A 21,314-nucleotide genomic window follows, 5' to 3' on the forward strand; every position below is an offset into this window, starting at 1 on the left:
CATCTGGGCTGCCGCCTTTTTCCGGCACTGCTTTCCTGTCCCAGCTTTTATGCTCTCCTGTCCACGCAAGATCATGCGCGCCGATCTATCCTTGATGCGCGAAGGGCCCCGCAGTGGCTCGCGATCTAAAGGGAGAGGAACATGTTCCTCAAAAATTGCTGGTATGTCGCCGCCTGGAGCAGCGAGATCGGCCGCACCTTGCTGGAACGGCAGATCTGCAATGAATCCATTGTTCTCTACCGTACCGAAAATGGCGATCCGGTCGCGCTCGGCAATGTCTGCCCGCACCGTTTCGCGCCACTGAGCGCGGGAAAACTGATCGGCGACGACATCCAGTGCGGCTATCACGGCTTCCGTTTCGGCACGTCGGGCGGCTGCACCCGGACGCCGCTGATCGATGGCATCATCCCCGCGAAGATGCGGGTTAAACGCTATGCCGTGGTCGACCGGTACGACATGATCTGGCTGTGGCTGGGCGATCCTGACCATGCCGACGAAAGCACGATCCCCGACTTTTCCTGCAACAACGATCCGTCCTTTCGCCGGATCGAAGGGATGATGGAGGTCGCCGCCAATTACGAGCTGATCAGCGACAACCTGCTCGACCTGACCCATGCGGAATTTGTCCATGAAGGCGTTTTGAACAGCGAGGCGCTGACCCGCAGCAAGCTTGAGACGCTGCAAAGCGGTACGACAGTCTGGTCGAACCGTTGGGCGCACGATGGGGCAGCGCCGCCTGCCTGGGCCGCCGCGTTCGATAACTATGCCGAAAATGTCGATCACTGGGCCTATATGCGCTGGGACCCGCCGGGCAACCTGCTGCTTGACGTCGGCGTGACGCCCGTGGGCAAGACCCGCGACGATGGCGTCTGGCTCTATGGCTGCGACCTCCTGACGCCCAAGGACGCGACCTCCAGTTGGTATTTCTGGTCCTTCGCCCGCAACTACAAGATGGATGACCTGTCGGTGGACGAGATGTGGCGTGCCGCGATCGAGATCGCGTTCGTCGGGCAGGACAAGCCGATCTTGGAACAGCAGCAGCGCATGATGGGCACCCGCACGTTGGATGAGATGGGCCCGGTGATGGCGTCCGCAGACGTCGCCGCGACCCGTGCGCGCCGCATCATGAAGAAGCTGATTGCCGATGAAGCCGCAGGAGCGCTGCCGCAGCCGGGCGCGGAGGCTCCGCTTGACCTGTTAAGGCGCAAGGCTGGCACGCGGCTGCCTGTCGAGCCGGTAGTCTGAGGCCGGTGATGGCCAGGATGGCTGACGGGTTAGCGCTCGAAATCACAAGTCGAACACTGCTGGCTCCCGACATCGTGCGCCTGGATCTGGCGCGTGCGGACGGCGAGGACCTGCCGCGCTTCACGGCGGGCGCGCATATCGACATTTTGATCGATGATGGACTGGTGCGGCAATATTCGCTCTGCAATGATCCGGCTGAGCGGCACCGCTACCAGATCGCGGTACTGCGCGAGCGGCAATCACGGGGCGGATCGGCGCGGGTGCATGACGCTTTCCATCCTGGGCGGCAGGTCAGCGTCGGCGCGCCGCGCAACCTGTTCGCGCTCGCCCAAGGGGGCAACCGCCACATCCTGATCGGCGGAGGGATCGGCATCACGCCGATCATGTCGATGGCGGCGACGCTGGCCGGGCAAGCGAGTCCGTTCGATCTGCATTATTGCTGCAGGACGCCGGAAAATGCTGCATTTGGCGATGCTGTCGAGGCCGTGGGCGGGCGTAGCTATTTCAGCCAGCATGACCGGCAGGCCCGTTTCGATCCGGCGGCAGCGCTCGGCCCGCCCGGCGCGGGCACGCATGTCTATATATGCGGCCCCGCAGGCTTCATGAGCGCCGTGCGGGAAGAAGCGCTTCGGCTCGGCTGGGCGGAGGCCAATATCCATCGCGAACTGTTCGAAGCGGCTGAGCCGCTGATGCAGGAAGGCGACCGGCACTTCGACGTGCGCATCGCCAGCACCGGCAAGACCTTCACGATTCCGCCGGGCCGATCGGCGGCAAGCGTCCTGATCGAGGCGGGCATCGACATAGCTGTCAGTTGCGAACAAGGCGTGTGCGGCACCTGTCTCACTGGCCTGTTGGAGGGCGCGCCGGACCATCGCGACAGCTATCTGACGGATGAGGAACGGGATGAGGGCAAGCTTTTCACCCCCTGCTGTTCGCGCGCGCGATCGGCGCTGTTGCTGCTGGACCTCTGACCCGAGGTCCTTGTGGCGCATGGGGTCATTTGCCGCTATCATCGCCACCGAACGCGCGGCCAAAGGCGCGGGAAGGAGACGGACTGCGGGTGAATGGCCCCGGCTATCATGTATCGACCGCCACTCTGGACGGCGCACCCGCCTTTGTTCATTGGCACGCAGAGGTTCAGGCGCATGTGACGCCGATCGACATTCGCGTGCCGGATCGGGCGGCATTCCGCGGCGAATTGCGCAAGCAGCATATCGGTGACGTGCAATTTTCCGTCATCAGCGCAGCCAGTCAGCAGGGGGTGCACGACGCCAGCGGACGCCATGGCGCGTCGCCACGCTTCGACCTCGTCTACATGCGCAGCGGCGGCATCACCCTGCGCCAGAACGGGCGGGAAGCCACGCTGGGCGCGGGTGAGGCGCTACTGTTCAGCCATCTCGACAATTTCAGCTTCGTCACCTCGGCATTTTCCGAGGCCTATCTGGTGGCGCTCCCCAGCGCCTGGGTCGAACGCTGGCTCCCTGACCCTTATGCCTGCACCATACGCCCGCTGGTCGGGACTTCGCCGTGGGGCGCTGCGATCGACGGGCTGCTGCACAGTGTCGCCCATGCCGTGGAGGAAGGGCGGCCCCTGCCCGCTCATCTGATCGCCGACCAGTTGGGCGGCTGCCTGGCGCTGATGTGTGATGGGCTGGCGGGCGAGGAAACGACCCATCGTCGCCGTCTGTTGCACCAGATCCGCCGGACGCTGTCCAGCCGCTTTGCGGACCCTGACCTGACGCCCGCAGCCATCGCGGCGCAGCATGGCATATCCGTCCGCTATCTCCACAGCCTGTTCGCCGCAACAGGCAGCAGCGCCGGGCGAGAGCTGCGCATGATCCGCCTGGCGCGCGTCCGCGCGATGCTGGAGGATAGCGGATGCCGCAACCTGACCGTGAGCGAGATCGCCTATGCCTGCGGCTTCAACGATCCGGGCTATCTCGCCCGCTGCTTCGCGCAGGAATTCGGGCGGCCGCCGACCTCTTTCAGGAACGGGTGACGACGCGTCCCGCCCCGGCCGCGCCTCACCTCGACATCGATATGGTCACTGACGCCATCCCCGACGGCAGCGCGCGGGGCTTGTCGATCGTGACCTCCGCCTGACGCACTCGGTCGAAGGCGAGGCAGGATCGCGCCAGTTCCGCGCCGAAGGTCTCGATAAGGCCGATGCGCTTTTCGGCCAAGGTCAGCGCCAGTTCGTGGACGCGGCGATAGTCGATCGTCGCGCCCAGCATGTCCTGCGTCACCGGATCGACCAGCAGCGTCACGCTGACCACCAGCGGTTGCAGCGTGCCGATCTCGTCGGGATTGATGCCGATGTCCGCCATCAGCGGCAGGTCGCGCACGGCGACCCGCGTCGAGGAGCAGGACTCAGCCAAGGGCCGCCGCCCGCCTGGCCGCCTGCACCGTATTGGCAAGCAGGCAGGCGATGGTCATCGGCCCTACGCCGCCCGGCACCGGCGTCACCGCACCGGCATGGCCGAGTTCGTCAAAGGCGCAATCGCCCACCAGCCGTTCCTTTCCATCCTCATCCGTCACGCGGGTGATGCCGACGTCGATCACGATCGCGCCGGGCTTCACCCAATCCCCTCGCACCAGGCGCGGGCTGCCGGCGGCGGCGACGACGATGTCGGCGGTTCGCACGATGCGGGCCAGGCCCTTGGTGGCGATATGAGTGACGGTGACCGTGCATTCGCGTTCCAGCAGCAGCATGGCGACAGGCTTGCCGACGATGTTGGACTTGCCGATCACTACGGCGTTGAGGCCGCGATAGTCCTCCACCACCGTATCGAGCAGCCGCATGCAACCAAGCGGCGTGCACGGCACCAGCCCGCCGATCCCGGTCGATAGCCGCCCGACATTGACCGGGTGGAACCCGTCCACATCCTTGGCCGGATCGATCGCGTCCAGCACCCGCGTCGCGTCGATCTGCCTGGGAAGCGGCAGCTGCACCAATATGCCATGGACGGCGGGATCGGCATTCAGCGAGGCTATCAGCGCCAGCAACTCGCCTTCGGCTATCGATGCGTCCAGCCGATGCTCTATCGACCGCATGCCCGCTGCCCTGGTTTCCTTGACCTTGCGGCGCACATAGACCTGGCTTGCGGGGTCCTCGCCCACCAGCACGACGGCAAGCGTTGGCAGCACCCCGGTGCGCGCATGCAGCTCCGCCGCCCGGCGTGCGGTCTCCACGCCGATCGCGCGGGCGAGCGCCCTGCCGTCGATGGTCCGGGCCACGCGCAGGTCAGTTGCGGAAAACGACTGTGCGGCCGTCATTTACCAATACCCTGTCTTCCAGATGATAGGCGACCGCCGCCGCCAGCACGCGCCGTTCGATGTCCCGGCCCTTGCGGACGAGATCGTCGGGACTGTCGGCATGGCTGATCCGCTCGACATCCTGATGGATGATCGGCCCCTCATCCAGGTCGGCGGTGACGTAATGCGCAGTCGCGCCGATCATCTTGACGCCGCGCGCATGCGCCTGGTGATAGGGCTTGGCGCCCTTGAAGCCGGGCAGGAAGCTGTGATGGATGTTGATGCAGCGGCCGGAAAGATAGGCGGCGAGGTCGTCCGACAATATCTGCATGTAGCGCGCCAGTACGATCAGCTCCGCGCCGGTTTCCTCGACCACCGCCTTGATCTGCGCTTCCTGTTGCGCCTTCGTTTCCTTCGTCACGGGCAGATGATGATAGGGGATGTCCCCGATCATCGTCGTGTTGAGGGCCGCCATCGGATGATTGGACACGATGCCGACGACATCCATCGGCAGTTCGCCGATGCGATGCCGATAAAGCAGATCGCCGAGGCAGTGGTCGAACTTCGACACCAGCAACAGCACGCGCCGCCGTTCCGCCGCGTCGCGCAGGCTCCAGATCATCCCATGATCGTCCGCCACCATCCGGAAAGCCGCGCTTAGCTTGTCGATGTCGTTCCACGGCTCAGCCAGCTCCGCCACGACCCGCATGAAGAACAGGCCGCTTTCCCGGTCGTCGAACTGCTGCGCTTCGAGGATATTGCCACCGTGCGAAGCGAGGAAAGCGGCCACGGTGGCGACCAGGCCCGGCCGGTCGGCGCAGGACAGGGTCAGGATGCATGTCTGGGTCAATCGATCCCCCTATGGATGATATGCGTCAATTCTGGTTCGACCGGTGCTGCCCGATCCACTCTGCCGTGCGCGCCAAGCCCCCGAATGGATAGAAGTGCAGCCGCACCGGGCCATGGCCGGGGTGAAGGCCAGCGGCGATGTCGCCCACCAGCCGGTCGGGCCCGGCAGCGCCCAGCAGGCGCGACAGGGAAATGCCATATTTCGCAAGCACAGACGCGGACGCGCCGACGCCGCAATGGGCGGCAAAGCGCAGCAGCGTCTTGATACCCGCTGGCCCCGGCACGCCGATCCGCACCGGCGCATCGATCCCCCTCCTCCGCAATTCGATCAGCCAATCCAGCACCGGCGCGGCATCAAAGCCGAACTGGGTGACGATCAACGGGGCCATGCCGCGATCCGACACCTCCGCACATTTGGCCAGAAGTGCGGTCCACCGCGCTTCTTCATCCATCACGGGATGGCCTTCCGGGTGCCCGGCAATGCCAATCGCCTTCACGCCATGCTTTTCAAACAGGCCCGTCCGCAACAAGGACAGCGCATCCTCGAACGGCCCCGCCGGGACGGGGGGATCACCCGCCACCAAGAACATGCGCCGGACGCCAGCCTCTTGCGTGGATCGGCGCACCGTCTGCTCCAACTCCTCATAGGAGCCGATCCGCCGCGCCGACAGGTGCGACATGGGTTCAAAGCCAAGGTCGCGGACCAGCTTCGCCGCAGCGATCCGCGCGTCGATCGTCTCACCGGGCAGGAAAGTGATGGCGATCGGCGTTTCGGGTGCCAGCATCAAGGCGGCGGTGCGCAGGGCATCGCAATCCTTGGCCGTCATCTCGATCGAATAGCCATCGGTGATCCGCTTGGGGATATGCTGTTCCCAGTTCGGGTGGATCGTCGCCGCGCCCGCCATGACCGCTCTCCTGTATATTCCAGCTTTTGCCGGGCAGCCTCTGCCGCTCGATCTTTTTGCCATTTCTTCTCTAGCGTCATTCTCATAATTCGTATATAGGAAATTTCATGAATACGAATTGAAAGCGATTTGGCTCGTGCCGCTGTCTTCCTCAAAGCTCGTCCTGCTACCCGGCCTTCTCTGCGATTCCCGCATGTTCGCGGCGCAGATGGAGCGCTTCCCGGACGCTTTTGCAGTCGATGGTTTCGGGACCTCTGACAGCATCGCTGAAATGGCGCGGCGCGTTCTCGCCTCCGGGCCGCAGACTATGTCGCTGCTCGGCCATTCCATGGGTGCGCGCGTTGCCCTGGAGGTCACGCGGCTTGCGCCCGAGCGCGTCGAACGGCTGGCGCTGGTCAGCACCGGCGTCCACCCGGTGCGTGCTGGTGAAGCGGAAAAGCGCTACGCGCTGCTGGCGCTAGGCCGTGAACAGGGCATGGCGGCGCTCGTAGACCGCTGGCTTCCTCCCATGGTCGCGCCCGGCCGCCACGCCGATCGACAGTTGATCGAGCCGCTGCACCAAATGGCGGTCCAGGCGGGCATCGACGTCTATGCAGCGCAGATCACCGCGCTTCTTGGCCGTCCGGAGGTCGAATCGCTGTTGCCCCGCATCGCCTGCCCGACGCTGGTCGGGGTGGGCGAGTATGACCAATGGAGCCCGCCCGAACAGCACCGCTTGATCGCCGCGGGCATTCCCGCGGCGCAGCTCAAGATCATCGCCGGGGCGGGTCACATGCTGCCCGCCGAAGCGCCTGATGCCCTTAACGAAGCCATAGCCGGCTGGCTGGAAATGCCCGCCGGTTCCGAAACCATGATGGGAGAAGATGAATGACTGACAGCCTGCAAAATCTGATCGAGGGCAAGGGTGACCTGGTTCACTTCCTGCGCAACCAGCAGACCGGCCCCAACGCCTATCCCGGCGTTCCGGCCGAATATTCCAATTGGCGCAACGAACAGACCGCTTGGGCGCAGACTGCGGTGCTGTTCAACCAATCCTATCATATGGTCGATCTGGAAGTCAGCGGGCCGGACGCCTTCGCGATGCTGAACCATCTCGGCATCAACAGCTTCAAGGGATTCATTCCCGACCGCGCCAAGCAGTGGGTGCCTGTGACGCCCGACGGCTATGTCATCGGCGATGTCATCCTCTTCTACCTTGAGGAAAACCGCTTCAACCTGGTCGGCCGCGCGCCCGCGATCGAATGGGTCGAATATCATGCCCAGACCGGCGAGTGGAACGTCACCGTCGAACGCGACGAGCGCACCGCCGTTCGTCCCGATCCGGAAAACCGCAAATCCTATCGCTATCAGTTGCAGGGACCGAACGCGATGCAGACGCTCGGGGCGGCGATGGGCCAGACCCCGCCCGACCTCAAATTCTTCCACATGACCACGCTCGACATTGCAGGCTGCAAGGTCCGTGCGTTGCGCCATGGCATGGCGGGCCAGCCGGGCTATGAGCTGTTCGGCCCCTGGGCGGAACGCGAAACCGTACGTCAGGCGCTGATCAAGGCCGGAGAAGCTTTCGGCCTGACGCTGGTCGGTGGGCGTACCTATTCTTCCAACACGCTGGAGTCGGGCTGGATCCCCTCTCCGCTGCCCGCCGTTTACAGCGGCGAAGCGCTCAAGCCCTATCGCGAATGGCTGACCGCCAACTCCTATGAAGCCAAGGCGTCGATCGGCGGCAGCTATGTCCCCGACAGCATCGAAGGCTATTATCTGACGCCATGGGATCTTGGCTATGGTCCCTTCGTCAAGTTCGACCATGACTTTATCGGCCGGGAAGCGCTGGAGAAAATCGCGGCCGGACCGCACCGCAAGAAGGTGACGCTGGCGCTCGACAGCGAGGACGTCGCCCGCGTCATCAGCTCCGCCTTCCAGAAGGGCGACCGCGCGAAATATTTCGAGTTTCCCTCGGCGGTATATTCGATGCATCCCTATGACTCGGTACTGGTCGACGGCAAGCAGGTCGGCCTGTCCACCTGGGTCGGCTACAGCGCCAATGAAGGCCGGATGCTGACCCTCGCCATGGTAGACGCGGAATATGCGGAACCGGGCACGAAGGTGACGCTGCTGTGGGGCGAACCCGATGGCGGCACCAGCAAGCCGACGGTCGAGCCGCACATCCAGGTCGAAATCCACGCCACTGTCAGCCCCGCGCCCTATTCCGAAGTCGCGCGTGACAGCTATGCGGATGGATGGCGGACCCGCAAGACCGCCTGATCATCGACCGGCGGGGCGTTTTCTCCCTGACGCCCCGCCGGATTTTTTTCGGGAGCGGAAACGCGCCATGGTGCTGCTGCAATGGCACGCCCTTCAGGCGATATCGAACAACGCCGCCGTCCGTGTCAGCGCGGAAACGACGCGGCGGTCGAGTTCTTCATCGAACCGGACCACCGGCACGGCGACGCTGAAGGCGCCAGCCACTTCACCGTCCACCTGCGCGGCATAGGCAAGGCCGTAAATGCCCGGCGTGCTTTCTTCCCGCGTGCGCGCCACGCCCGTCTGCCGGACCAGCCCGATCTCTTCCCGCAGCGCATCCGCGTCGGTGATCGTCGTCGGGGTCAGCGCCTCGCGACGGCTTTCCTTCAGATAGCGTTCGAACTCGTAATCCGGCATCGCGGCGAGCAGCGCCTTGCCCGCCGAAAAGCAATGCAGCGGCGTGCGGCGGCCGGTCTGCACGGCATAGCGCAAGGCATGGTCGCTGGTTTCGGTGACGAGCGCCTCCATCTCCCACCCCTGGCGCACGAAGAAGGAGCTGGTTTCGTTCAACTGGACGCGTAGCGACCTGACCAGCGGTGCGGCCCGTTCGGCCAGCGAAAAGGCGGGCGTCGGCCCTTGCAGCCGGGCCAGCCCCGGCCCGGCGCTATAACGCCGCCCTTCGCGTTGCAGATAGCCGCGCTCCGTCAGGGTCGCGAGCAGGTAGGACAGGCTGCTGACCGGGATCGACAACGCCTGCGCGATCTCCTGCGCCACCAGCGGGCGGCGGCATGATACGACATATTCGATGATGTCGATCGTGCGCATGGCGGATTTGACGGTGGGCGAAAGCGTTTGTTCGTTCATGACGCGACTGTAGCATCAGGAATGAAATGGGATAGCCTCACGCGGAAAAGATGAGCGATCCGCTGCGCTCCTGAAAGTGCCAATCATCACCGATGCGCACAAGCCATTCCGTGAATGACCTTCCCAGCAAAACGTAATCATCCGCCGGGGGAGGGCCAGCCCCCGGCGGATGCCCCCTCTCAGAGATAGAGTTGCGGGTTGATGGGCAAGTTGTTTTCCCGGCAGTAGCTCTCATAATGGTTGATGAACCACCACACGTCGGCGGTTTCCACGAACTGGCCTTCCTCGTCGTAGAATTCGATCGGACCTTGCATCCATCCCCACAGCTTGCCGCCCTGGGGATGTTCGCTGACCAGCGTGTGGCGTTCGCCCGGCACTTCCAGGAAGAAATCTCCTGGACCCGCCACCCAGTCATGTTCCAGATAGCGCAGGCTGCCCTCCAGGCACATCATGACCAGCCGCCCGCGATGCTTGTGGGTGCCGAGCACGCCGGGCCCCTTCAGCCAGAGCACGTTGCAATAGATGTTTTGGCGGACGTCGAAGGCCAGGTGACGGATGGCGGCATTGTCGCCAAAGGGCACCCAGGGGCTTTCCGCCTCCGACGGCCCGACGAAGCTGCCTTTCACGCCGCGCGCGTCGATCACATGGGACAGATTTTCGGGAACATCGACGATCTTGAAGGCGGTCGATGGCGGGGCAGTCATTGTAGTGGACATGATGATGCGATCCTGCTTGCGTTATGGAAGGTTGATCAGAACTTCACGCCCAGCCTGGCGTACCATTCGGCCGGACGGTTATAGGTGCCGTAGAATTGCCCCCCGGCAATCTGCGCCTGACCGGTGGTCAGGAAGCGTTCGTCAAAGATATTCGTGCCGCCCACGGTGACGCTGTAGCGGTCGTCGGGCAGTCGCAGCGTCACATTGGCATTGACGACGTTCGACGCCTTGCGGTCGAGCAGGAACGTGCCTTCGGTATCGTTGCGCATCCGGGACGTGTAGGTCCAGTCGGCCAGCATGATGAGCTTCGCGCCGCTGCTGCCGACGTCCAGCTCGATGCGCGGGCTTACATTGACTTTCCAGTGCGGCGTCTTGGGCAGTTCGGCACCGACGAACACGCCGCCCTGGATCACGCTGGGCGCGACCACCGCACCCGGCAGCACGTCGGTATATTTGGCGTCGATGTAGCCGACCGAAGACGTCAGGGTGAAGGCGCGAACGGGTGCGAACACCGCCTCGGCTTCGAAGCCCTTGATCCGGGCGTCACCGGCATTCTGGATCGTCGGCGACACACCCTGCTGGAAGTTCAGCTGGATGCCCTTATAGTTTGTGGTGAACGCCGCGAAGTTCAGCTGCAGACGCCGATCGAGCAGCTTCGACTTGAAACCAATTTCCCAAGTCGTCGCCTTTTCTTCGTCAAAGCTCGGCGCATCGGGCAGTGGGTTGGACAAGCGCGTCGTCCATCCGCCGGTCTTGTACCCCTTCGACCAGGACGCGTAGGCCATGAAATCGTCGGTGGGGTAGAGTTGCACGCCGATCTTGGGCGAGAAATTGTCGAACGTCTTGCGGTTCACGCCACCAGGATAAAGCTGCAAGGGCGCGTCGGCATTGGGAAAGCCCGCAGCAACGCGGCAATCGTCGCTGATCGGCGTCAGCGACGCGCAGGGCGGCACGCCAAAGCCGTTCAGTATCTTGTAAGTCAAGCCATTGCGATCGGACTGGAACCCTTCGAAAGCCTTCTTTTCCTTGGTATAGCGCGCACCGACCGTGATGCCGATCAGGTCGATGGGCTTGAAGTCCAGCTGGCCGAAAAGAGCGCCATTCTTGGTGCTCAGGATATTGTTGCCGTCGACCTGCAGCAATCCTTCGGCGAAGGTCACATAATCGTGAAGATTACCCGATTCCTTGAAATAATAGGCACCCAGCACATATTTCAGGCGATCATCCAGCGCTTTACCCAGAAGTTGGAATTCCTGGCTGAACTGCTTCTGGTTCATCTCGAAGCTGATCTGAAGCATGTTGAGCGGCGACCCGTCATTGTCCATCCCCACCTTCCAGTGCAGTTCGCGATAGGAAGTGATGGACTTGAGCGTCAGGCTGTCGGACAGGTCATATTCGATCGTACCTGCGCCGCCGTAAGATTGCATGCGTGCGAAGTTAAGCCCCGTCGCATAGCTGCTGTCCTTGTCTCCGGTGACAAAGCGATTATCATAAGGCAGGCGATTATTGTCGGGGTTCGCATCGGCATTGACGCCGAAGATCGCCGGCAGATCGAACAGGCCGGTACGGCCAGCGCGACGATAGGCATAGGCGAAGGACGGCGGACCGTTGCCGCATCCGGTCGACTGCCCCGCAATGGCGCAATTATAGCTGCCCGCGAAAACATCGAAAGCGCCACCCGCGACATTGGGCGTTGTGGCGAGCAGCGTGTTGGGAAGCTGTTCCTGCCTGCTGCTGCTATAATCGCCGGTCAGCGTCACGCGCACCGCGTCGCTCGGCTCCCAGCGCAGCTTGGTGCGCAGGCTCCACGCGTCTTCGCCACCTTCGCGGCCTATCCCGGTATTTTCATAACCGGCTCCGGCATAGGCCGTAGAAGGCTCGACATCATAGGTGCCCGGCTGCGCGCCCGGAAAGGGCCTGCGCTTGAAATAGCCGTCGCGCGTCTTGACCGAAAAGGACACCGAACTCGACAGCGTATCCGCGATCGGAATGTCCGCCGTGCCGCGCGCCTGGAACAGCTTATAGCTGCCCACCGTCGCATCGCCGATGAAACGGAATGTATCGCCCGGATCATGGGTCACGATGGAAATCGCGCCGCCGATGGTATTGCGGCCGAACAGCGTGCCCTGCGGACCTTTAAGCACTTCGATCCGCTCGACATCGCCCAGTTCCTGGTTCGCGCCGACCGATCGCGCCAGATAGACGCCGTCCAGATAGACGCCGACGCCCGGATCGATGTTGAAGGCGAAATCGTTGGACCCGATTCCACGGACATAGGCGGCAAGCACCGACGACGACCCTGAAAAGGGCGTACCGGCGTCGAAGGTGACGTTGGGAGCAAGCCCCGAAAGCGCGGCGACACTCTGCACCGCGCGTTCCTGCAACGCGTCATTGGTGAAGGCCGAAATGGCGATCGGCACCTTCTGCACATTTTCCGACCGGCGCTGGGCAGTGACGACGATGTCCTGAATGCCGCCGCTCTGTGGCGCGTCTTGCGCGGCGGGCGCGGGCGCCGCCTCCTGGGCGTAAGCGGGCGCCAAAGTCCCGGCTGCTACAGCCAGCACCGACGCAACGGGCAATGCGGCAATCATCTTGATCATGGTTCCTCCCCTCGGCAATGGACGCATTTCGCGCTCCACTGACGACATGACAGAAACCGCTCCTCCCGGCTTGCACTGGAGCGCGGCCGATCAGGATTCCAGCGCAATTTGATTCATTTTCACGAAATTTCATGAATGCGAAACAGCATCCCTCAGTTCGCCAGATAGCCGCCATCGATGGGGATACACGCGCCGGTGATGAACGCGGCCCTTTCCGACAACAGGAATGCCGTGAGATGGCCGCACTCCTCTGGTTCCCCGAGCCGCTTGATCGCCTGGGGCGCCAGCAAGGCTTCCAGGAACTCCGGCGATGTGCCGTCCAGCAGCCTGGAGCGGATCGCGTTGGGCAGGATGGCATTGATGCGCACGTTGACGTCGCCATTCTCTCCCGCCGCCGTTCGGGTCAGGCCAAGCATCGCATGCTTCGTCGCTGAATATATGCCCGCTTCCCGTAATCCCACGGCTCCGGCAATGGATGATATGTTGACGATACTGCCGCCCTTCTGCCTTCGCATGATTGGAAGCACGGCACGCATGATGCGGAAACAGCTTTTGAGGTTCACGTCATTCATCCGGTCCCACAAATCCTCGCTGCTGTCCGCCAGCATGGATTTCAGGCCGATGCCTGCATTGTTCACGGCAAAATCGATCCGCCCGTTTATCGCGCATGTCTGCGCGATCAGCGTTTCGACATCAGCGCCGCTGGTCACGTCGGCCGCGATAAAGCGCGCAACGCCGCCTGCCCCCTTGATCTCGGCAACCGCATGGGCGCCTTCCTCCGTGGATGAGGAAAGATCGCTCAACACGACATTCGCTCCCTCCGCCGCCAGCACCTTGGCGATGCCGCACCCGATCCCGCTGGCCGCGCCGGTCACGAAACCCGTCTTTCCGGTAAGCAGTCCGTTCGTCATCCGCGTCACTCCTATATGCTGATGGTAAGCGCGCTCCAGCGACAGGAACGGCCGATGGACGATCTTTGTGGAATTGGCTCTGTCAGGCGCGCGCGATCTGGCGGCCTTCGCGAGGCGAAAAGCCGTGCCGCTTGCGGAAGCAGCGTGCGAAATAGGCAGGATCATTGAAACCAAGCTCAAGCGCGATCGCGGTGATATTCGGCGCCCGGTCAGCGGCCAGAATTTCCAGCGCCCGCTCCATCCGCCTGTCCAATATATAGGCGCGCAGTGTCGTGCTTTCAGCGGCGAACCAGGTCTGGATCGTGCGGGGGGAAATGCCTACTTCCCGTGCAATGGATTCGGTGTCGAGTTCAGGATCGCCCAGCCGCGCTTCCACGATAGCCTTGACGCGGGCCAGCCCCCGTCCATCGACATTGGGCCCGCCCCGAACAGCGCTGCGCAGAGCCAGGCCGAGCAGGTCGAGCATGAGCGTTTCAGCCCCTTCCGCCCAGCTCGGATCAGGCGCAACGGCACGGCTCTTGGCTTCCCGCCATAAGGCGAGCGCCAGTTGATGGAAGCTGTGGACGGTCGGCGAATTACCCGGCGTCGGGCTGCCGATGTGGAGGTCCAACTGCGGCACCCGCCGTTCAAGTTCATGGCGGGCGACATCGACAACCATCATTTCGTGGGATGCAACCTCCATCCGCATCGGTGCCGCTGTGGTGCAGATGGATAGATCTCCCGGACGCAGCAGGCATTCGCGGCCCGATTGCCGCTGTTCGCTGAGACCCAGGGTCTGAAGGTGCACCAGCAACCTTTCCTCGCCATGATAGCGGGCGCTACGCGACACGATCGACGATTCTGCCCGCGCCTTGAATATGGTGAGGTTGCCCAGCGTCCAGCAGCCCAGCTGCCCCAGAAATTCGTGGTTGGAACTGTCGATCATCAGCCCGGCGGACCGGCCAGAGGCAACGCTGTTCCAATAGGCCAGGCGTTCACGCCTGGCGACATCGCGCGTCGAGAAATGCTCGATCATTCACCGCTCTCCTGATCGGAACTTTTCACATAAATCAGGAAAAGGGAATAGCTCACGCTTTGACACGGCACGCTCCAGATCGGCTTTCATCACTGTGCGGTGAAGACGATCCCAAAAGCCAAGCCATTGATAGTCAAAGATATAGGCTAACCCCTGGTTAGCGCGGCCACTTTGTTTCGCCATGATAATTAGAATAAACTTATATGATGGGATCAGTTCGAATGAACGTCCTTCCGCGGTGTGCGGCCAAAGCGGGCCATGGCATTCCTTCCGGATCTGGACCGGCCCTTCGTGATGCTGGACGATGCATCCTCGCCGAGCGGCCAGGTCACGCTTTTTTCCGATCCGTTGCAAATGATCGAAGCCGAGACTCTGGCTGATGTCGTTCCGGCTTTGGATGCCGTGCGCGAGGCGACAAGAGCAGGTGCTCACGCGGCGGGGTTCGTCAGCTATGATGCCGGGGCGGCCTTTGATCCCGCCATGCCGGTCACTCCCTCGCAAGGGCCGCTTCTCTGGTTCGGAATATTCGAAGCTCCGCGCACACTGCCCTCACACAGGTTCGCGGAATTGCTGCCGGGCGGGGACGCGGCATTCGACCTGGGACCGCTCCTCCCCGGAACGACAGAAGGACAGCATGCAGAGCGGATCGCTGCCCTGCTCGACCTCATCCAGGCAGGCGATCTGTATCAGGCAAACCTGACTTTTGCCGCCAACATGCAGTTTCATGGCGATCCGCTGGCGCTCTATGCCCGGCTGCGGCAGCGGCAGCGGGCGCCCTATGGCGCGATCCTTTCCACCGGCACCGGGCTCATCTTCTCCTTCTCGCCCGAACTGTTCTTTACGCTCAAGGGGCGCGACATTGCCTGCCGTCCGATGAAGGGCACGGCGGAAAGGCATCTGGATCCGGATGCGGATGCCGAAGCGGCAAGGTCGCTCGCGGCTGATCCCAAGCAGCGGGCCGAAAATCTGATGATCGTCGACCTGATGCGCAATGACCTTTCACGGGTGGCGGCAGCCGGATCGGTGCAGGTGCCGCAGCTTTTCGCGGTCGAAACCTACCCGACCGTGCACCAGATGGTTTCTGCCGTGACGGCGCGGCGGCGCGATGATGTGGATGCCTTCGATATCCTGGCCGCGCTGTTTCCCTGCGGATCGATCACCGGAGCGCCCAAGATCCGCGCGGCGCAAGTGATCGCACAGTTGGAGGACAGGCCGCGCGGCGTCTACACTGGATCGATCGGCCATTTCGCCCCGAATGGCGACGCCAGCTTCAACGTGGCGATCCGCACACTCACTTTCGCTCCAAAGGATGCGCGGCTGACGATCGGCCTCGGCTCTGGAATCGTCGCTGATTCCGATCCGCTGGCGGAGTGGAAAGAATGTCTGACAAAAGCGCGGTTCCTGGGATAGGGACTTTACCGAGCCATGCTGTCCCATACTGGAGAATGAGCGGAAGTCCGTCAGCCCGCGTCAGAATGACCTGCCCCATCCACGCTGTTGAACAGTGTCGCACGGCTCTGCGGCGGCGGCGCGCCGCGCTCACGCAACAAGGTGATGGCCGCGTCGGCCGCCGGACTCAAACCCGCGTCGCCTGCCTCCTGCAGCGCGGAGATCTGCGCCCGCATGCGGGGGTCCCAGAAACTGGCAATGTGATCGGCAACCGCCTTTGCCGCATCGTCATGGCCGGTGCCTTCCAGATTGCGGGCGATCTGGTTGGCCATGTAGACCAGGCGGGCCTGGTTCGACATCATCACGCTATCGCCGCCGCTCATCTTCCGTCACTCCGCCGCATGCGCCACGTCGATCCGGCGGCTGTGGCGCGCCTGCTCCTCATAGCTTTGCTGCCAGTCGCTGGGGCCGTTGGATGCGGAAACCTGCACCGCCGTGACCTTATATTCGGGGCAGTTGGTGGCCCAATCGGAAAAGTCGGTGGTGACGACATTGGCCTGTGTCTCGGGATGATGGAACGTCGTGTATACGACGCCCGGCGCCACCCGGTCAGTGATCAGCGCCCTCAGCGTCGTCTCTCCCGCACGGCTGCGCAGCGTCACCCATTCGCCATCTTTCAGACCCCGGTTTTCCGCGTCGCTCGGATGGATCTCCAGCCGGTCTTCCGGATGCCAGGCGGTATTGGCGGTGCGCCGCGTCTGCGCGCCGACATTATAGTGGCTAAGGATGCGTCCGGTCGTCAGCAGCAAGGGAAAGCGCGGGCCCGTCTTCTCGTCCGTCGGGATATAGCTGGTGACGACGAACTTGCCCTTGCCGCGCACGAAGCCGTCGATATGCATTGTCGGCGTGCCCTGCGGCGCGCTGTCGTTGGCGGGCCATTGCAGCGATCCTTCCGCGTCCAGCCTGTCATAACGCACCCCGGCAAAGGTGGGGGTGAGCGCCGAAATTTCTTCCATGATTTCAGAAGGATGCTTATATTTCCAGCCCAGCCCCATGGCGTTCGCGACCAGTTGCACGATCTCCCAATCGGCATAGCCGTTGAGCGGCGCCATCACCTTGCGCACCCGCTGAACCCGCCGCTCCGCATTGGTGAAGGTCCCGTCCTTCTCAAGGAAGGTGGAACCCGGCAAGAAAATATGAGCGTAATTCGCGGTTTCATTCAGGAAAAGATCCTGCACGACCACGCACTCCATCGCCGACAGCCCCGCCGCGACATGATGCGTGTTCGGGTCCGACTGCAAGATATCCTCGCCCTGGATGAAGATGCCCTTGAACACACCGTCGGTCGCTGCATCCAGCATGTTGGGGATGCGCAGGCCGGGCTCCGGGTCCAGCGCCACGCCCCAGGCCTGTTCGAACAGGCGCCGGGTGTCGTCGTCCGAGACATGACGGTAGCCGCTATATTCGTGCGGGAAGCTGCCCATGTCGCAGGCGCCCTGCACATTATTCTGCCCCCGCAGCGGGTTTACGCCAACACCCTCGCGCCCGATATTGCCGGTCGCCATCGCCAGATTGGCGATCGCCATCACGGTCGAGCTGCCCTGGCTATGTTCGGTGACGCCGAGACCGTAATAGATGGCTGCGTTGCCGCCGGTCGCGTAGAGGCGGGCGGCGGCGCGTACCTCATCCGGCATGACGCCAGTCAGCGGTTCGATCGCTTCGGGCGACCGGCTGGGGTCGGAAACGAACTCTGCCCAGTCGGCAAACTCGTCCCAGTCGCAGCGTTCGCGGATGAAGCTCTCGTCATAGAGCTTCTCCGTTACGATCACATGCGCAAGCGCCGTCAGCATGGCGACGTTGGTGCCGGGGCGCAGAGGCAGATGATGTTCTGCCTCCACATGGGGCGACCTCACAAGATCGATCCGGCGCGGGTCGATGACGATCAGCTTGGCGCCCTGCCGCAGCCGCTTCTTCAGACGGCTTGCGAAGACGGGATGCCCGTCCGTCGGGTTCGCCCCGATCACCAGGATCACGTCCGCCTCCATCACGCTGTCGAAATCCTGCGTCCCCGCCGACGTGCCGAATGTCGTTTTCAGGCCATAGCCGGTCGGGGAGTGACAGACGCGCGCGCAAGTATCGACATTATTGTTGCCGAAGCCCTGGCGGATAAGCTTCTGCACCAGGAATGTCTCTTCATTGGTGCAGCGGCTAGATGTGATGCCGCCGATAGACCGAGTGCCATATTTCGCCTGTATGCGGCGGAACTCCGACGCGGTGTGGGCGATCGCCTCTTCCCAGCTGACTTCGCGCCAGGGTTCGTCCACCGACGCGCGGATCATGGGTTTCAGGATACGGTCCTTGTGCTGGGCATAGCCCCAGGCGAACCGCCCCTTGACGCAGCTGTGGCCACGGTTCGCCTTGCCGTCCTTCCACGGCACCATGCGGACCAGTTCCTCGCCGCGCATCTCTGCACGGAAGGTGCAGCCGACGCCGCAATAGGCACAGGTGGTGACGACCGCGCGATCAGGCGTGCCGGTTTCCACCACCTTCTTCTCGATCAGCGACGCTGTCGGGCAGGCCTGAACGCAGGCCCCGCAGGACACGCATTCGGAGCCGAGAAAATCCTCGCCCTGCGACGGCGCTACCTTTGATTCAAAGCCCTTGTTCTCGATAGTCAGCGCGAATGTTCCCTGCACTTCCTCACAGGCGCGCACACAGCGGGAACAGACGATGCACTTGCTCGGATCAAAGTCGAAATAGGGGTTCGACTGGTCCTTCGCCTGACCCATGTTGGTCGCGCCATCATAGCCATAGCGCACGTCGCGCAGGCCGACCGCGCCCGCTTGAACCTGCAATTCGCAGTCTCCATTCGCGGCGCAGGTCAGGCAGTCGAGAGGATGGTCTGAGATGTAGAGCTCCATCACCCCGCGCCGCAGCTTTTTCAGCCGTTCGGTCTGGGTGCGCACCACCATACCCTCCGCGACCGGTGTGGTGCAGGATGCGGGATAACCGCTGCGCCCCTCCACTTCGACCAGGCAGAGGCGACAGGAGCCGAAGCTTTCGACATTGTCCGTCGCACACAGCTTTGGAATGGACCCGCCCAGCAGCGACGCGGCGCGCATGATGCTGGTGCCTTCGGGCATGGTGACGCTTTGGCCATCGATCGTGAGTGTGACGGACTTGCCAGTCGCCAGCGCAGGCGGCGTGCCATGGTCGGTTTCGCGGGAAAAGGTCATTCCGCTGCCTCTTTCGTCGGTGCCGCTGCACCGAAATCTTCGGGGAAATGATCGAGCGCGCTCAGCACTGGATAGGGGGTAAAGCCGCCCAAGGCGCAGAGCGAGCCATATTTCATGGTGTCGGCGAGATCACGGAGAAGGCTAGTCTGCGCTTCGATGGATACGTCGATGCGATCGGGAGAGCGGGAGTAAAGAGCACTATCGAGAAACCCCTCCACCGTTCGCTCTGCGACAGGCTCAGCCCGAACGGATCGAAGGGAGTCACGCGTTCCGATGATCCGGTCGATGATCTCCACCCCGCGCGTCGAGCCAATGCGGCAAGGTGTGCATTTGCCGCAGCTTTCCACTGTACAGAATTCCATGGCGAAGCGGGCCATGTGCGCCATGTCGACGCTGTCGTCAAAAACCGTGATCCCGGCGTGGCCGATGAGTCCACCCGCTTGCGCGAATGCCTCATAGTCGAACGGCAGGTGGAACATGGACGGCGGGAAGTAGGCGCCGAGCGGTCCGCCGACCTGCACCGCGCGAACCGGGCGGCCACTCGCCGTGCCGCCGCCAATGCCGTTCACCAATTCGCCCAGCGTGATGCCAAAGCCGATCTCGTACAGACCGCCATGCTTCACATTGCCTGCAAGCTGCACCGGCATGGTGCCGCGTGAGCGGCCAAAACCCACGGCAGCATAGGCATCGGCGCCTTTGGCAAGGATGAAGGGCACCGCCGCGAGGGACAGCACATTGTTGATGACCGTTGGCTGGCCGAACAGCCCGTAAAGCGCGGGCAGCGGCGGCTTGGCACGCACCTGTCCACGCTTGCCCTCTATACTGTCGAGCAGCGCCGTCTCTTCGCCGCAGACATAGGCGCCCGCCCCTTCGCGCACCTCCAGTTTGAAGGGCGCGACCAGATGCGCCGACGCGTCGATGGCCGCGCGCATGGTTTGGCAAGCGAAGGGATATTCCGAGCGGATATAGATATAGCCGTGGCCCGCACCCACGGCATAGGCGGCGATCGCCATGCCCTCGATCAGGCAAAAGGGGTCGCCCTCCATCAACATGCGGTCGGCGAAAGTGCCGCTGTCGCCTTCATCGGCGTTGCAGACGATGAATTTGGTGGAGGCAGGAGCGTCCAGCACGGTCTGCCACTTGATCCCGGTCGGAAAACCAGCCCCGCCCCGCCCGCGCAGGCCTGATGCCTTGACAGTATCGACCACGGCTTGCGGCGTCTGCTCTCGTGCGGCCTCCAACCCCTTCCATCCGCCACGCGCGGCATAATCCTTCAGGCTGAGCGGATCGATGATGCCGCAGCGGGCGAAGGTGAAACGCTGTTGGCTGGCGAAGAAGGGCAGATCCTCGACCTTGCCCAGCCTTCCCGGATGCGTCCCGTCCAGTACGGTGGCGACGCCGCCCGCTTCTACCGGACCATAGCCGATGCGCCCTTCGTCCGTTTCCACCTCCACCAGCGGTTCGATCGAAAAGAGCCCGCGTGATCCAGTGCGGATCACGTCGCACCCGACCTGTTCGAACGCATGCGCGACAGCGTCCGCGCCCAAGGCCACCGACGCCATATCGCGGCTGATGTAGACCCGCGTCATGCCGCGATCTCTGCCGCGATCCGGTCCAACACGGCGTTGTCGATCCGCGCCACCGGCCGACCATCGACCAGAGCGTTGGGGCCAATGGCACATAGGCCGAGGCAATAGACCGGTTCCAGGCTGACCTGCCCATCCGCGCGTGTCTGGCCAAGCGGCACGCCAAGGCGGCGCACCGCCGCCGCCTCAATCGCCGCACCGCCCCGCGCCTGGCAACTTTCCGCCCGGCACAGCTTCACCACGTGACGGCCAGCGGGCGCGCGGCGGTAGTCGTGATAGAAAGTGATGACGCCGTGCACATCCGCACGGCTGAGGTTCAAGGCCTTCGCAACGGACGGCACCCATGCATCGTCGATATAACCGGCCTCTTTCTGAATCGCGTGGAGCAGAGGCAGAAGCTGGTCCCGCGTTGCAGAGTGACGCGCAACCCAGGCGCCGATGAACTCGTCCATCCCATCCATCCATTTCTATTCTGGGCGGAAGGGTGTGGATCGCCGGGGTT

19 protein-coding genes are annotated in these 21,314 nt (G+C 63.2%); 6 read left to right on the top strand and 13 right to left on the bottom strand.

Annotated features, from left to right (window positions below; all coding sequences use genetic code 11):
• Window positions 1-141: 141 nt before the first annotated feature.
• The 3 genes from SPHS8_RS13990 to SPHS8_RS14000 all read left to right on the top strand — a co-directional run bounded on the left by SPHS8_RS13990 (window position 142) and on the right by SPHS8_RS14000 (window position 3,244).
• A complete protein-coding gene (locus SPHS8_RS13990; RefSeq protein ID WP_201516044.1) occupies window positions 142-1,245 on the top strand; it encodes an aromatic ring-hydroxylating dioxygenase subunit alpha in 1,104 nt (367 codons plus the stop codon).
• 17 nt (window positions 1,246-1,262) lie between these two features.
• A complete protein-coding gene (locus SPHS8_RS13995; protein ID WP_201516045.1) occupies window positions 1,263-2,216 on the top strand; it encodes a PDR/VanB family oxidoreductase in 954 nt (317 codons plus the stop codon).
• An 89-nt stretch (window positions 2,217-2,305) separates the two neighbouring features.
• Window positions 2,306-3,244: a helix-turn-helix domain-containing protein gene (locus tag SPHS8_RS14000; RefSeq protein WP_201516046.1), complete on the top strand. Its 939-nt coding sequence runs from the start codon at window positions 2,306-2,308 to the stop codon at window positions 3,242-3,244.
• 25 nt (window positions 3,245-3,269) lie between these two features.
• Here the strand turns inward: SPHS8_RS14000 and SPHS8_RS14005 are convergent, their stop codons facing one another.
• From SPHS8_RS14005 to SPHS8_RS14020, 4 genes are read right to left on the bottom strand one after another with little or no spacing between them, the layout of a single operon-like run.
• Window positions 3,270-3,623 (bottom strand): dihydroneopterin aldolase, encoded by a 354-nt coding sequence (locus tag SPHS8_RS14005; protein ID WP_201516047.1) that lies wholly within the window; start codon window positions 3,621-3,623, stop codon window positions 3,270-3,272.
• A complete protein-coding gene (locus SPHS8_RS14010) occupies window positions 3,616-4,521 on the bottom strand; it encodes a bifunctional 5,10-methylenetetrahydrofolate dehydrogenase/5,10-methenyltetrahydrofolate cyclohydrolase (RefSeq protein ID WP_201516048.1) in 906 nt (301 codons plus the stop codon). The genes SPHS8_RS14005 and SPHS8_RS14010 overlap by 8 nt, the downstream gene beginning before the upstream one ends.
• Window positions 4,490-5,350: a formyltetrahydrofolate deformylase gene (gene purU / locus SPHS8_RS14015; RefSeq protein WP_201516049.1), complete on the bottom strand. Its 861-nt coding sequence runs from the start codon at window positions 5,348-5,350 to the stop codon at window positions 4,490-4,492. Before purU ends, SPHS8_RS14010 begins: the two co-directional genes overlap by 32 nt.
• A gap of 25 nt (window positions 5,351-5,375) precedes the next feature.
• Window positions 5,376-6,254, bottom strand: coding sequence for a methylenetetrahydrofolate reductase (locus tag SPHS8_RS14020; RefSeq protein WP_201516050.1), 879 nt, complete (start codon window positions 6,252-6,254; stop codon window positions 5,376-5,378).
• Window positions 6,255-6,390: 136 nt separating this feature from the next.
• On the opposite strand from SPHS8_RS14020, the gene SPHS8_RS14025 reads away from it, so the two are divergent.
• Both SPHS8_RS14025 and desA read left to right on the top strand, forming a co-directional pair.
• Entirely contained in the window at window positions 6,391-7,125 is a 735-nt protein-coding gene (locus SPHS8_RS14025) for an alpha/beta fold hydrolase (RefSeq protein ID WP_236575161.1), read from the top strand.
• Window positions 7,122-8,516, top strand: coding sequence for a syringate O-demethylase (gene desA / locus SPHS8_RS14030; protein WP_201516051.1), 1,395 nt, complete (start codon window positions 7,122-7,124; stop codon window positions 8,514-8,516). Before SPHS8_RS14025 ends, desA begins: the two co-directional genes overlap by 4 nt.
• Window positions 8,517-8,609: 93 nt before the next feature.
• On the opposite strand, the gene SPHS8_RS14035 is transcribed toward desA, so the two are convergent.
• From SPHS8_RS14035 to SPHS8_RS14055, 5 genes are all read right to left on the bottom strand, one after another.
• Window positions 8,610-9,359 carry an IclR family transcriptional regulator gene (locus SPHS8_RS14035; protein WP_201516052.1) on the bottom strand — a complete coding sequence of 250 codons (750 nt, stop codon included), beginning with the start codon at window positions 9,357-9,359 and terminating at the stop codon, window positions 8,610-8,612.
• 179 nt (window positions 9,360-9,538) lie between these two features.
• Window positions 9,539-10,075, bottom strand: a complete 537-nt coding sequence (locus SPHS8_RS14040; protein WP_201516053.1) for a 2,4'-dihydroxyacetophenone dioxygenase family protein — start codon at window positions 10,073-10,075, stop codon at window positions 9,539-9,541.
• Window positions 10,076-10,110: 35 nt separating this feature from the next.
• Window positions 10,111-12,675, bottom strand: a complete 2,565-nt coding sequence (locus SPHS8_RS14045; RefSeq protein WP_201516054.1) for a TonB-dependent receptor — start codon at window positions 12,673-12,675, stop codon at window positions 10,111-10,113.
• A 152-nt stretch (window positions 12,676-12,827) separates the two neighbouring features.
• Window positions 12,828-13,586 (bottom strand): SDR family NAD(P)-dependent oxidoreductase, encoded by a 759-nt coding sequence (locus tag SPHS8_RS14050; RefSeq protein ID WP_201516055.1) that lies wholly within the window; start codon window positions 13,584-13,586, stop codon window positions 12,828-12,830.
• 82 nt (window positions 13,587-13,668) lie between these two features.
• On the bottom strand, window positions 13,669-14,601 hold the full coding sequence (locus SPHS8_RS14055; protein WP_201516056.1) for an AraC family transcriptional regulator: 933 nt from the start codon (window positions 14,599-14,601) through the stop codon (window positions 13,669-13,671).
• 258 nt (window positions 14,602-14,859) lie between these two features.
• Here SPHS8_RS14055 and pabB point away from each other — a divergent pair, with 258 nt between their 5' ends.
• On the top strand, window positions 14,860-16,011 hold the full coding sequence (gene pabB / locus SPHS8_RS14060) for an aminodeoxychorismate synthase component I (protein ID WP_201516057.1): 1,152 nt from the start codon (window positions 14,860-14,862) through the stop codon (window positions 16,009-16,011).
• Between the two features lie 50 nt (window positions 16,012-16,061).
• On the opposite strand, the gene SPHS8_RS14065 is transcribed toward pabB, so the two are convergent.
• Genes SPHS8_RS14065 through SPHS8_RS14080 form a run of 4 tightly spaced genes read right to left on the bottom strand, consistent with a single transcriptional unit; the run spans window position 16,062 to window position 21,264 of the window.
• The gene (locus SPHS8_RS14065) at window positions 16,062-16,373 is read right to left on the bottom strand and encodes a formate dehydrogenase subunit delta (protein WP_201516058.1); all 312 of its coding nucleotides are present in this window, start codon (window positions 16,371-16,373) and stop codon (window positions 16,062-16,064) included.
• A gap of 6 nt (window positions 16,374-16,379) precedes the next feature.
• Window positions 16,380-19,226, bottom strand: a complete 2,847-nt coding sequence (gene fdhF / locus SPHS8_RS14070) for a formate dehydrogenase subunit alpha (RefSeq protein ID WP_201516059.1) — start codon at window positions 19,224-19,226, stop codon at window positions 16,380-16,382.
• Window positions 19,223-20,815, bottom strand: a complete 1,593-nt coding sequence (locus SPHS8_RS14075; RefSeq protein WP_201516060.1) for a formate dehydrogenase beta subunit — start codon at window positions 20,813-20,815, stop codon at window positions 19,223-19,225. Before SPHS8_RS14075 ends, fdhF begins: the two co-directional genes overlap by 4 nt.
• A complete protein-coding gene (locus SPHS8_RS14080; protein ID WP_201516061.1) occupies window positions 20,812-21,264 on the bottom strand; it encodes a formate dehydrogenase subunit gamma in 453 nt (150 codons plus the stop codon). Before SPHS8_RS14080 ends, SPHS8_RS14075 begins: the two co-directional genes overlap by 4 nt.
• Window positions 21,265-21,314: the final 50 nt, after the last annotated feature.

The sequence above is a fragment of the Sphingobium sp. S6 genome (assembly GCF_905120495.1).
GTDB lineage: Bacteria > Pseudomonadota > Alphaproteobacteria > Sphingomonadales > Sphingomonadaceae > Sphingobium > Sphingobium agri.